We start from the raw sequence: 12847 nt of genomic DNA, 5'->3' as shown, positions 1-12847 counted from the left end.
AGATCATGAACGTAACAGCCAAAAATCATACCATAAGCAAAATAATAGCAAAAACTCTTTTGCGGTTATTTATTATCCTCTTGGCATTCGCTGCCTATCCCCTGTTTTTAGGACAGGAAGCCAAAGCAAAATTAAGCCAAATAAGCCTCGCTTTCACAAATAAGGTTGCTTTCATTGCCCCTATTTTATTATTTTGCTTTATCGTCGGATTAATGATTGCTGTGCTTAAGCACAAATATAATAGAATTGACCTAAATTGGCTATTTTCTCTTGCGACTATATTCGGTATTTTATACCTGATATTATTGTATTCAAGAATTTACCCAACTATTGCCTAAGTTCAATTGCACAATTCGACAAAGTTCCTAACTTTGAATTTTCCAAAATCGCTATTATAATTGATCAAGATTGGAAAAATAAACTTCTATGGACAAAAAAAAAGGTTTAAAGATCCTAAAAAACATACTAAAGATTGTTGTTACTGTAGGAGCCTTGTATTGGGTTTTTAGCAAAGTTTCACTCAAAGATCTCAAAGAAGCTGTAATTAATTCAAATCCCATCTATTTATTTTTAGCCTTATTAGCTTATAGTATATCGATTTTTATATCCTCTTCGCGCTTATTGACCTTTTTAAGGGCCATCGGCTTAGATGTATCTGAAAAATATAATTTAAAGCTCTATCAATTGGGGCTATTCTATAACCTGATCCTACCCGGTGGAGTAGGTGGAGATGGCTACAAGATCTTTTTTCTTCGGAAGAGGTTCAGTATTAAAGGCAGGAAATTATTTACGGCATTATTCCTAGATAGACTAAGTGGCTTATGGGCCTTATGTTTAATTATTGCGGCTTTAATTACCTATATGCCACAACTGGGCATACCAAATTACTTGACGATCATATTATTTATATTGGGTAGTATCCTCTATTATTTCATTGTCACAAAATTTTTCAAAGAGTACAAGGCTACCTTTTTAAAGGCACATTTAAAAGCAATTGGTGTACAGTCTATGCAAGTAATCGCTGCAATTTTGATTCTTTACGCCCTAGGATTTAATGGAAAGTTTTCACCATACTTATTCCTATTTTTAGCATCTTCATTAGTATCTATTATTCCTTTTTCAGTTGGCGGATTGGGTATGCGCGAACTTGTTATCATGTGGGGAGCAGGCATATTTCACGTAGATTCACACAATGCTGTATTGATCACATTGTTATTTTATATTATCTCAGCGATGGTCGCTCTTTCAGGAATTTATTTTATCTTCAATCCCAAAGCAATCGGAGAGGATAAACTCCCTTCTGTCGAGGAAGTTGAGCAAAGTCAAAAATTAGAAGAATAAACATGGCGAATATTATTATCACAGGAGCAAGTAGCGGTGTTGGGTTTGAAGCAGTACTTGATTTGACCTCAAAAAAGGACAACAAAGTTATCGCATTGGCCCGATCAGCGGACAAATTGAGAAAACTTCATGAAATTGCAAGTCAGCTCAATCATGATGGAGGAACACTCTTCCCCGCTCAATTTGATATCGTTTATGACGACTACGCAACATTGGTCCCTTTTATTCAATCGAAATTCGATACTGTTGATATCCTGATCAACAATGCTGGAGCATTAGTGAATAAACCTTTTATGGAAACCAGTGGACAGGATTTTGCAGAAATGCTCCAAACAAATGTGATGGGACATGTTAATATGATCCAGCATATCGTTCCATTCATGCATGAAGGTTCACATATTGTCAACATCAGTAGTATGGGTGGGTTTCAAGGCTCGATGAAGTTTCCAGGTCTATCCGCCTACTCTACCAGTAAAGGTGCATTGGCAATTTTAACGGAATGTCTGGCTGAAGAATTTAAGGAAAAAGGAATAAAAGTCAACTGCTTGGCACTGGGATCATCGCAAACTGAAATGTTTGAAGCCGCTTTTCCAGGTATGGAAGCAGGTACGCTAGCTTTTGAAATGGGCCGATATATTGCGGATTTTGCGCAGAATGGGCACAAATACTTTAACGGCAAGATCCTACCTGTTGCCAATACAACACCATAACAAATAGCGACCAGATAGCAGTCTAACGATTAGCATCAAAATATTCATATATGAAAGGGCTATATCAAAAGTCGATTTTGCAAATGGCTCCAAATAAAATATTGAGACTTCATTAGATCAAATGAAAAATGACCAAGTTCTTAATGAATTTTGGTCATTTTTTTTAGATCTTACTTTTAAAGCGATCTCCAAAATTTAATTCTGACTTATAATCAGGGTTTTTAATTTTGAGACAATCCCTTTAATTCTCCCATTTAAAGCGAGAAGTTATTCCAAGTTGTGCAAAAGCACATCTCATAGCTACAAACATCAAGATTCGATTATTTTGTTTTCAATTTAAGCCACTTGGTCAGATCATCCATCAGTTGCTCATTGAAACTTTCCGGATTTTCAAAATATTCCTCAATTTTCCCTGTTTGGGCATTTTGAAACAGATGGTTCAAATTTGGATAGTCTTTAATTGTAACATCTGTCGTATTCAAGTGCAAGCGTTGAAGTGCATAGATATTTTCATTTGCAGGAACCTGAATATCCTTACCGCCAAAAGAAGCGAAAACGGGTACTTTCACTTGTTTCAGATAATAGGCGGGATCAATACGCAGGAAAGTTTTGAACCATGGGATCAACATTGGGCTCAGTTTAACTTTCATATCAGATGTTAATGCATTTCCATTGTTTTGACGGATAAGCTCTTTTTCCAATAATTCTGCCAAAACCCTCGGCGGCTCGTCCCTTAGCAGAATGTCATATAGCTTTCTGTTGTTGAGCTTATTTGCCTCCAACGCCGGCTCAGATAGTCCTGCCACTTTTCCCAAGGCGTAGCTCTGCAAGATCAATATAGAATCACCTTTGAGGATAGGTCCGCACAACAAAGCAATATAATTGACCTTATCGTTTTCAGCGGCGACTATTTCCGCTATCAAAGCACCTTCACTATGACCAATGACACCAATTTTACCGGTTTTGACCATCTGCTGCCTACTCAGAAAATCTACTGCTGCATTTGCATCTGACGCAAAGTCAATCGTTGTTGCCAAGTTAACTTCACCTTTCGAACCGCCAATACCGCGGTCATCATAACGTAAAACAGCAAAGCCATTTTTGCTAAGATAGTCCGCTAATACCTTAAATGGTCTATGACCAAAAACTTCCGAATCTCTATTTTGCTGTCCACTCCCATTAACCAAAATGACAGCGGGAAAAGATCCCCCTCCTTTTGGATAAGTCAGGGTACCGGCTAGAGAAGCATTGCCTTTTGCATTTTGAAATGAAACGTCCTGTTCAATATAATCATACGGAGGAAAAACATCTTGCTTGCGTGAAAGCCCACTTTGCTCGTTCTCACTACGCACTAATATCATCGCAGACTCAAAATTCCCCTGTTTCATAACACCCTTCATTACATCTTTATCCCGATCCAGATAGCCCGTATACGATAACCCAATTGCTTTGACATCCATTGAGATCGAATCCTTATGTGCTTTTATTGTATTCACTGGAAACTTCAATGAGGTCTGCATTGGGCTTTCAAAGGTCCCCACCCAATTTGCATTACTATCCTTCTTTAGGTTGAACACCAAAAGTAATTTCTGTCCGGACACATTCACTTCACCCTTCCACGAGCCATCAAAGGTTTGCGCATCAGCACATGAAAAATGTAAAAAGATCAAAAATAAGTAGAGAATTTTCTTCATAGTTTTCTATCCGTTAAAAATAAAACTGTATACCCAAATCAAGCATAAAATATAATGCCACAAACAAAATGCTTACCCAAACCTGTTTATTGTTAACAGCGATGTTCATTCCTTTTACCAATAAATAGAACTGATAAAACAAGAGAAATAACACAAAGATCCCAAATAAGCCAAATAGTGCCATCCGCCCTTTGTCAATGCTCGACAAGGTATGGTCACCATTTTTTAACGCTTGATCTATCTCACTGGTAAACTTGTCCTGATTGATTAACCTACTCAGAAACAACATTAAATAAAGCGGAAATGGTGCAATCAAGATAACATTCAATACGTCAATAATTCTTGTCTTATTATTGACAATAACCCCTGCAATATACAGTAGAATTAAAGGGGCCAAAACCATATAAGTATGAACTTTTAACACGGCAATAAAGGAAACAGTTACTTCGGGCTTATAGAAGTGCATAAAGCCATTGAACTGCTGACCTGATAAATAAATAAATAAGGTAACTGGATAATAGGAAACCGGTGATCCCCACGAGAAACAATGTCCGTTCTGAAAAATCCGCAAACGGATTTAAAAATAACTGCTTAATTTTCATTGGCGAGCGAATTTAATTTATGAATCAGGTCATCCAAAATATTACGAACTGTTGGGTAAGATTTACCCATCTGATTGGCCATTTCTTTTAAACTACCTGAATACTTTAAGAAATTGAGGACAAACTCCTGCTCTTCGACTGTCAACTGCATCAGTAAGGGTAAAGTAAACTTACCGACAACTTCAGTGTCGCAGGAATCGCAGACCAGCTTGGAGACTTTCAACTTCGCATCACAACATGGACAATTTACAGGTATCTTTTTCATTTAACAATAATACTATTGATATTATTAAAGTTAATATTAATAATATTAAAATCAAACACAATATTATCAATATTTTTCAAAATCATTGCTTAATGATATATTTGTAAACAATAAAAAAAGCATATGAAAAAGTTTTTAGGCTATATTCTATCTATTATATTTTGGTTCTGTTTTGGCTTATCCTTGATTATATTCCACCCCATCCAATGGCTGTGCTTGAAATTCGGTGGCTATAATGCTCACAAAAAAAGTGTTGACATCTTAAATGCATGCCTCGTTGCATCTTACTATACATTATTCAATAGGGTCACTTTTATCGACAACAAATCCATCCCATTAGGACAACCCATTATATTTGTTGCCAATCATCAAAGTACCTTTGACATTCCACCACTCATTTATTTTCTACGGAGATTTCATGGAAAATTTATCTCAAAAATTGAGCTGGCCAGTGGTATACCAAGTATTTCGTTCAATCTAAAACATGGTGGCGCAGCCAATATCGATCGTAATGACCCCAAACAATCGATAGCTGAGATTCTGAAACTTGCCAACAATATGAAAACAAAGAATTGGTCGGCCTTTATCTTTCCAGAAGGGACTCGATCAAAAACAGGTAAGATGAAAGCCTTTCACGTCGGTGGTATTGCAACATTATTAAAGAAAAACCCAAATGCATTGGTCGTCCCTATTGCAATCAAAGGATCATACGAAATGGTACAATATGGTATGTATCCGCTAACTCCTTTTCTGCATATGACATGGGAGGTGCTTGATCCACTGGATACAAAGGATAAAGATATTGAGGAAATTGTAAAACTAGCCGAAGAGACTATTAAGCAGAAAGTTGAAAAATAAAGTAGAATTATTTGACTTGTCTACCCTTCCAATCATACTTTCCAATATTCCCCAATATTCCAATATAAGCTAAATACAGGATATGGGCCAGACTCAATATAGGAAGATACCAAAGCAGATTAGTACGTTTTGCAAAATTGGTTAAAGGTTGGATAAACAACAGTTCGACTGTCATTTTAAGTAGCAAAGCGAAGAGGACAACCCAAGCAAGTGTCTTAATACCTGCAACCGCAAGAATAGCAGCAACCAATAATAACACATTAAACAGCCAAATAGCGATTCCTAAAGCAATAACTCCCTTATTTTTATACTTGGTACTCTTAGATGCCCAGCGTCTTCGTTGGCTGATAAATGACCTAAGATCGGGCTTCGCATCTGTATACACGATCGCTTCCTCCGATTTACAGAAGGCAATTCGTTCAGGATGCTTCTCCGCCACTTTATGCAAAAATAACTCATCATCCCCAGATGCAAGTTCGTCAATACCTTTAAAACCGCCCATTTGCTTGAATATATCTTTTCGATAGGCCAAATTTGCACCATTACAGGTCGTAGGTTTTCTGTTTCCAATACCCGCCGCACCAAGACCTATGAGATACAGAAATTCCAAGGTCTGCAATCGCTCAAAAAAGCTCTTTTCCTCAGAATATACAACTGGAGAAGACAATAAATAAGCATCTTCCTTTTCAAAGGTTCCAATCACAGTTGCAAGCCAATTTCCCCCCATCCTACAGTCTGCATCCGTAGTAATGACAATCTCCCCCCTACAGCAATCAATTGCTCTTGAAATCGCAAGCTTCTTATAGGAATTCATTCGGCCATTCTCATTTAACTGAATCAATTTCACACCCCGTTCTGCATATTCCTTTACAATAGCGGAGGTGTTGTCATCCGAATGATCATCAATAATAATAAGTTCTAGAAGTTCACTCGGAAAATTTTGATTCAATATTGATTCTATCGTTCTCCGGATATTTGCTTCTTCATTCCGTGCAGCGATAATAACTGATACCGTTTTGGTAGAAGGTAAGAGACCTGTGGGCGCTTGAATCGTGGCCCAGCCTTTACGCATCCATAATACTAGAATGGCGTACACGCAGGCAAAACTGATTAATAAATAGCTAAGAATTTGTATCACCGAAAAAATTAATCTTAAAAACAAAAATAGAACCAAATATCGCAGGGAGAATCAAGTTGACAAACCAGATACACGATACAATAGCCATCACCGCAATTTCTTGTGTTGTAATATAGCTATAAAGATTACTTGCCACAAAACTACGTACACTAAAATCGAAAATATCCAATGTCGGCAAAGCTGCCTGAACAAAAAAGAGGATAAAGATCATCAAAACCATGGAGACAAGTGGCAACTCAGGTAAGGTTAGCTTCATCAAAATAATATACTGCGAAGTAAAAATAATAAACCTTGCTAATGAGTTTACCAAAACAATGCTCAGTTCACGTGCAGAATAATGCTCCAGTACCTCAAAAAAAGGTTTTATTTTCGCCAAAAACTTAATTCGCCCCACAAGCATATCCACCCATTTCACATTAAAATACAAGATGACAAATCCAGCAGCATAAATAATGGCGAGCAACCAGACTCCAAATTGGACGGATAAAGGTGTGGACAAAAACTTACAGATAAACCAAGCAATGCTCATCGAACCTGCAACACTTGTCAATACCAGTTGAGCAAATAATCCTACGCCCATCGCAACAGCGCCTTTAGCCCTATTCTGCGGGTTCAGGAACAACACTCTTCCACCATATTCACCAATCCTATTCGGGGTAAAAATCGCCCATGTAAGTCCACAAAAAACGGATTGAAATGCTTTCCAAAAGGATATATGCTCCAGTTTGGATGCAAGATAGCGCCATTTAACAACCTCCAGAAGCCAGTTTACAAGCATTAAAACAACAATCAAGATCAATGTCCAGACAACAGAATGTTGCTCTAGTCCTGTAATTAGCGTCTTAAACTTATCGATATTGCTTTTATCAGATACCTTGGTAATAATGTACCATGTTGCAAGTGCAAATACAAGTATCTTCAATAAAAAACTGATATATTTTTTTTGTCTCCCAGTCAACTTTTGATAATTAGAGAGCAATGTTACTAAATTTTAGCCAAATGATTAAGTTTTGTGTACAGCAATCCACTTATAAAAAGCAAAATTTGTAATATTGTACATGCAGAAGGAAAAGGCGAAAGAAAGAATCATTTTGGGGATCGATCCTGGGACAGTCGTACTTGGATACGGAATTATTAAAGAAGTTGGCAATACCATCTCCCTTATTTCAATGGGTGTCATCAAAATGGGGCATCTCGACGACCATGCTCTAAAGCTGCAGCGCATCTTCAAAAAAACCTCCGCATTAATGCAAGAATATAATCCTGACTGTGTTGCACTGGAGTCACCCTTCTACGGCAAAAACATTCAAGTGATGCTCAAATTAGGACGAGCACAGGGTGTTGCTATGGCAGCAGCGCTGGCACAGGATATTCCGATCTTTGAATATTCACCCAGAAAAATAAAGCAATCAGTTACAGGAAATGGAAATGCTACGAAAGAACAGGTTTCTGCCATGCTCAAAAATCTCTTAAAATTCGAAGAGACACCTCAATTTCTAGATGCAACAGACGGGCTGGCAATTGCTGTTTGTCATTCATTTCAAAAAAATAGTACCTCAGGCAGCGGCAAATCTTATTCAGGTTGGTCCTCTTTTATCAAAGACAACAAAGACCGAATCAAATAGCTACATCTGTACCTGTCGAATCACATTCTTCACATTTAACTCGACGATATCAGTCATTGTCTTGCACTTCAAATAAGAATTATTTTGGTAAAACTCTGCGTAACCTTCGCGCAGTTGTTTAATGTTTTCTGGCGTCGAAAGAATTTGTGTCTGCGAAGCGTCCCGAAGATCAGCGATTCTGTGCCGTTCACTTCGTACCCTATGTACAATCGAGGACCGCTCCTCCTGTTGGTACTGCAATACTGTTTTTTCAGTTAGATGTTCCATCGCAAGCTTGACGTATGGGTAATTCTCCTTAAAAAATTGCGGCATATAGACCTTGGGATTTCCCTCATAAAATTGTTGATCAAAATCAATTGCTCGGATTCTAAACTGAAAGTCATCAAAATCAGGTGTAATCTGCATGACAAAATTATAGGCACGCATATCTCCCAGCAGCGTGATAATACAACGTTCATTAAACTTGACGAATTCCTTCGAAATACGTGTCAAATTATAATCCGGTGTAAACATCCTAGTTTGCGAAAATATATCACCCGGGATACCCACGATATGTTCTTCAACCAGAGTGTCCTGATCCACCATATAGTTGACCTGGTTTGGAGATAATATTTCCTCCAGTTCTAAACCGTAAATCCGTGATGCATCCGCCTGTTTGATATAAAAATAATCATAAACGTCATTCAATCGGTTTACAATACGAATCCGAAATGGTCTTGTATTACCAAAACCACAGTACTCAACACGGTCTATATATTTGTGCTGTACAATACGTGTATTGCCGGAAGCTTTAAGCTTTGCATAAATGACCTTTAACCCATCATATAATTGGTCAATCAGATATTGAGGATAAAGTGGTGTTTCCCAGAACGTATCATGACCAAATTTGTCCATGACCGGTACGGTCTCTGTAAAATTCAATAGATCCTTATAACCAATGGGCAGCTTTTCATCCCGTTGATATAGCTTAAGATATTTATGAAGCCCTTCCCCTACCTCAAAGATTGGCTTCTTCCTCGAAATCTTTACATCTTGAACTTCTTCCATCTTTATTTTAGTCTTGAGATATTAGATATGCATTTTGAGACTTTGGTTTCACACACCTGCAGCTTACTTACTTGTCTTTTGTTTTTGATCTTTATCCTACATCTTAATCGTCTTGCTGACGTTAATAACAAGATAACGAAACATTCCGATAACCTTACAATAAAATCACCTCTAAAACAATTATAAGCACTTTCAATCAAAAACATATAACATTATCAATATCAATAAGTATTTTTTATTAAATTTACATCTATAAACCGAAAATTCTTAGTAATTTTGAAATAAATTTAATTATTTTAGCTATTGGTCAGATTTTGATGTATGACCAATGAATGAAACACAAAACCCATTGTTAATGGAAAATCAATATGCAAACTATGATCTAGACAATTTGGATATCCAAATCCTGTCTATTCTAATGAACGATGCTTCTATTCCTTATACTGAGATAGCGAAAAAGCTAATCGTATCAGGTGGTACCATCCACGTTAGAATGAAGAAGATGGAAGAGTTAGGTATCATCAGAGGTTCAAATCTTATTATCAATCCTCAAAAAGTCGGATTTGACATCACTGCCTTTCTCGGTATCTATCTAGAAAAAGGTTCACAATATGCAGATGCGGTAGATAAATTGAAAGAAATCAAAGAAGTGGTTGAGCTACATTATTGTACCGGCCAATACAGTATTTTTGCAAAAATTATCTGTAGGGACACTGTCCACCTCAGAAAAGTATTGAACGAAGATATTCAATCGGTACCTGGGATTCAGCGTACGGAAACGATCATCTCCCTTGAAGAAAGTATTAAGCGTCAGATCAGCTTAGTCTAGTATAAAAAAAGCTTCCAACAGTTGGAAGCTTTTTTTATACAATCTTTTGTAGCATCGCTATATACAAATCAATTCCTTCCCTAATTTCATCAATATAGATAAATTCATCCGCCATATGCGATCTTGCACTATCCCCTGGCCCTAGCTTTAAAGAAGGTACCGGAATAAGCGCTTGATCACTCATCGTCGGAGATCCATATAGTTTACGGCCAAGCGTTATTCCGGCTTGGACAATAGGATGTTCCTCCGGAATAGAAGAAGATTTCAAACGGGTCGATCGAGCCGAAACTTCTGAAGAGACATGGGATTTAATTATCGTTAAGGTGTCTTCATTGGTATAAGCATCGGTGGTCCGTACATCGACAACAAAACTACAGTTGGCTGGCACTACATTGTGCTGCGATCCAGCTTGAATCATCGTCACTGACATTTTGATCGGGCCTAGGGTTGCTGATGTTTTTTCAAAAGCATACTCCTTAAACCATTGAATATCTTTAATTGCTTTATAAATAGCATTATCACCCTCGTTACGAGCGGCATGGCCTGCTATTCCTCTTGCATTACAGTCCAATACCATCAGCCCTTTTTCGGCTACGGCAAGATCCATCAGTGTTGGCTCGCCAACGATTGCAAAATCAATTGTTCCGATATCTTCCAAGACAGATTCAATACCATTTCTGCCGGAGATCTCCTCTTCGGCACTCGCAACTAGACAAAAATTATATTTTAGATCCTTCTCTTCGTAAAAATACAAGAAGGTGGCGATCAGTGATACCAAACATCCGCCTGCATCATTACTACCCAAGCCATAGAGCTTCCCCTCCTCTACCGTAGGAGCCAATGGATCACGGGTATAACCAAGGTTAGCCTTCACTGTGTCATGGTGCGAATTAAGCAGGATCGTTGGCTTATTTGACTCGTAATGTGTATTATATCCCCAAACGTTGTTTCCCTTCCTGAAGGTCTTAATATACCGTTCTTTGAAGAAGGCTTCAATCAGATCTGCTGTCAATATTTCCTCCCGGCTTAGGGAAGATACAGCGATTAACTGTTTCAATAAAGCTAGACTATCCTGAAATAAGCTATCTTTATCCTTCATGATATAGTCCTCCTGCTTTATCCGCAGACAATTTTATTCCCTTGATAAATGCAGAACTAAAACCATTATGTTCCATCTCATTCAATCCAGCAATAGTACATCCTTTGGGCGAAGTAACTTTATCAATCTCACCTTCTGGATGAGCATTCGTATGCAACAATAGATCCGCAGCACCCTTAGCTGTTTGAACGGCCATTTTCAAAGCATCATGTGCATGGAAACCTATTTCAACCCCACCTTGGGATGCAGCTCGGATAGCACGCAGGAAAAAGGCTATTCCACAGGCACACAAGGCAGTTGCCGAAGTCATTAGATCTTCATTGATAACGACGACTGATCCAACGGTCTCAAACATCTTCTCTACTTCGGCAAGACTAACATCCGAAGCATTATCGCTCGCAATACAAGTCATCGACTGAGCAATCGCGATCGCCGTATTCGGCATAGCACGTATTACAGTTGTATCCTCTCCCAACTCCGCTTTCAGGTCAGCACATGAAACACCAGATACAATGGATACAAAAATCTGGTTTTTCTTATCTATTTCGGGAGCAACTTCAACCAATACCTTTTTTAACTGCTGTGGCAGTATGGCGAAGACAATAATATCAGCGCCTTTAACAGCAGCTTTATTATCATTACTTACCGAGAATCCTTGGCTTGCCTCTTCAGCCAAAGCATTCAGATTTCTGCGGGTCAATGTAATATCAGCAGCACTGGCAAATTCGCTTTTTACAAGCCCTTTTGCCAAGGATAGACCGATATTGCCACTTCCGATAATAGTGACCTTTTTCATAGTTGGGTTTAGATTAGATTACATGATTACTTTAATGTAAGACAGGTACCAAACTGTCCTTGTTGGAACAAGTGCAAATTATTGGCATGACCAATATATACCTCCTGAACACCTTTATTTATAGCATTAAATGCATTTTGTAGTTTCGGAATCATACCATCATTGACAATTCCCGATTCTTTGAGATATTCAAATTCTTCGGATTTAATCGTTGGTATAACCGAATTTTCATCTGTCACATCGCGTAATACACCATTCTTCTCGAAACAATACACCAATGATGTTTCATATAAAGACGCCAGAGAGACCGCTAACGATGAGGCAATGGTATCTGCATTGGTATTAAGCAGCTGTCCTAAACCATTATGAGTGATGGCAGAGAACACAGGAATAAAACCCGCTTCCAGGAATTTTTTAATAGCCAGTGTATTCACAGAATCATGCAATAAATCCCCTACAAAACCATAGTCAATATCCTTGACAGGACGTTTTATAGCCTTTATCACATCGCCATCAGCACCAGTTAAACCTACAGCATCACATTTCAATTTTTGTAATTTGGCAACGATGGTTTTATTTGTTAATCCAGCATATACCATCGTGACTATACGTAGCATATCCTCGTCCGTCACTCTACGACCTTCAACCATTTGAGCTTGTACACCAAGCTCGCTTGCCAAACGTGTTGCAATTTTACCACCGCCATGCACTAGGATCTTCTTCCCAGACAATGCAGAAAATTTCTCTAAAAAAGAATCCAACAGACTCTCATCATCGATAATATTTCCGCCAATTTTTATAATATTTAATACACTATTAGCCATTACGCAACTTTTCCCAAAT

The 12847-nt window shown here is 38.0% G+C and carries 15 protein-coding genes; 6 read left to right on the top strand and 9 right to left on the bottom strand.

What is annotated here, in order from left to right; translation table 11 throughout:
• Positions 1-5: 5 nt before the first annotated feature.
• From M2408_RS22835 to M2408_RS22825, 3 genes are all read left to right on the top strand, one after another.
• Complete coding sequence (locus M2408_RS22835; RefSeq protein ID WP_120261712.1) at positions 6-338, top strand: hypothetical protein; 333 nt, start codon at positions 6-8, stop codon at positions 336-338.
• Between the two features lie 88 nt (positions 339-426).
• Complete coding sequence (locus M2408_RS22830) at positions 427-1341, top strand: lysylphosphatidylglycerol synthase transmembrane domain-containing protein (RefSeq protein ID WP_223584539.1); 915 nt, start codon at positions 427-429, stop codon at positions 1339-1341.
• A 2-nt stretch (positions 1342-1343) separates the two neighbouring features.
• A complete protein-coding gene (locus M2408_RS22825) occupies positions 1344-2051 on the top strand; it encodes an SDR family oxidoreductase (protein WP_259186914.1) in 708 nt (235 codons plus the stop codon).
• Positions 2052-2371: 320 nt separating this feature from the next.
• Here the strand turns inward: M2408_RS22825 and M2408_RS22820 are convergent, their stop codons facing one another.
• The 3 genes from M2408_RS22820 to M2408_RS22810 all read right to left on the bottom strand — a co-directional run bounded on the left by M2408_RS22820 (position 2372) and on the right by M2408_RS22810 (position 4612).
• Positions 2372-3745, bottom strand: a complete 1374-nt coding sequence (locus M2408_RS22820; protein ID WP_259186913.1) for a S9 family peptidase — start codon at positions 3743-3745, stop codon at positions 2372-2374.
• A 13-nt stretch (positions 3746-3758) separates the two neighbouring features.
• Complete coding sequence (locus M2408_RS22815; protein WP_259186912.1) at positions 3759-4211, bottom strand: hypothetical protein; 453 nt, start codon at positions 4209-4211, stop codon at positions 3759-3761.
• 125 nt (positions 4212-4336) lie between these two features.
• Complete coding sequence (locus M2408_RS22810; RefSeq protein WP_120261717.1) at positions 4337-4612, bottom strand: DUF2089 family protein; 276 nt, start codon at positions 4610-4612, stop codon at positions 4337-4339.
• A gap of 123 nt (positions 4613-4735) precedes the next feature.
• Between M2408_RS22810 and M2408_RS22805 the strand changes: the two genes are divergently transcribed.
• Positions 4736-5470, top strand: coding sequence for a lysophospholipid acyltransferase family protein (locus M2408_RS22805; RefSeq protein WP_257094550.1), 735 nt, complete (start codon positions 4736-4738; stop codon positions 5468-5470).
• A 7-nt stretch (positions 5471-5477) separates the two neighbouring features.
• Here M2408_RS22805 and M2408_RS22800 read toward each other — a convergent pair whose 3' ends face one another.
• Together M2408_RS22800 and M2408_RS22795 are read right to left on the bottom strand one after the other, a co-directional pair.
• Positions 5478-6608, bottom strand: coding sequence for a glycosyltransferase (locus M2408_RS22800; protein WP_259186911.1), 1131 nt, complete (start codon positions 6606-6608; stop codon positions 5478-5480).
• Complete coding sequence (locus M2408_RS22795; protein WP_259186910.1) at positions 6592-7530, bottom strand: flippase-like domain-containing protein; 939 nt, start codon at positions 7528-7530, stop codon at positions 6592-6594. The genes M2408_RS22800 and M2408_RS22795 overlap by 17 nt, the downstream gene beginning before the upstream one ends.
• A 136-nt stretch (positions 7531-7666) precedes the next feature.
• On the opposite strand from M2408_RS22795, the gene ruvC reads away from it, so the two are divergent.
• Positions 7667-8233: a crossover junction endodeoxyribonuclease RuvC gene (gene ruvC, locus M2408_RS22790; protein ID WP_120261721.1), complete on the top strand. Its 567-nt coding sequence runs from the start codon at positions 7667-7669 to the stop codon at positions 8231-8233.
• Here ruvC and M2408_RS22785 read toward each other — a convergent pair whose 3' ends face one another.
• Complete coding sequence (locus M2408_RS22785) at positions 8234-9280, bottom strand: hypothetical protein (RefSeq protein ID WP_259186909.1); 1047 nt, start codon at positions 9278-9280, stop codon at positions 8234-8236.
• Between the two features lie 355 nt (positions 9281-9635).
• Here M2408_RS22785 and M2408_RS22780 point away from each other — a divergent pair, with 355 nt between their 5' ends.
• On the top strand, positions 9636-10109 hold the full coding sequence (locus tag M2408_RS22780; RefSeq protein WP_046674894.1) for an Lrp/AsnC ligand binding domain-containing protein: 474 nt from the start codon (positions 9636-9638) through the stop codon (positions 10107-10109).
• Positions 10110-10143: 34 nt separating this feature from the next.
• On the opposite strand, the gene M2408_RS22775 is transcribed toward M2408_RS22780, so the two are convergent.
• From M2408_RS22775 to argB, 3 genes are read right to left on the bottom strand one after another with little or no spacing between them, the layout of a single operon-like run.
• Positions 10144-11208 carry a M20 family metallo-hydrolase gene (locus M2408_RS22775; RefSeq protein WP_259186908.1) on the bottom strand — a complete coding sequence of 355 codons (1065 nt, stop codon included), beginning with the start codon at positions 11206-11208 and terminating at the stop codon, positions 10144-10146.
• Positions 11198-12004 (bottom strand): pyrroline-5-carboxylate reductase, encoded by an 807-nt coding sequence (gene proC, locus M2408_RS22770; RefSeq protein ID WP_259186907.1) that lies wholly within the window; start codon positions 12002-12004, stop codon positions 11198-11200. The genes M2408_RS22775 and proC overlap by 11 nt, the downstream gene beginning before the upstream one ends.
• Before the next feature lie 26 nt (positions 12005-12030).
• A complete protein-coding gene (argB, locus tag M2408_RS22765) occupies positions 12031-12828 on the bottom strand; it encodes an acetylglutamate kinase (RefSeq protein WP_259186906.1) in 798 nt (265 codons plus the stop codon).
• Positions 12829-12847 lie beyond the last annotated feature (19 nt).

Origin of the sequence: Sphingobacterium sp. BIGb0165, assembly GCF_024810095.1 — a bacterium.
Lineage (GTDB): Bacteria > Bacteroidota > Bacteroidia > Sphingobacteriales > Sphingobacteriaceae > Sphingobacterium > Sphingobacterium detergens.
The sequence above is the reverse complement of the archived record's forward strand: the minus strand, read 5'-3'. Positions and strand labels throughout refer to the sequence as shown.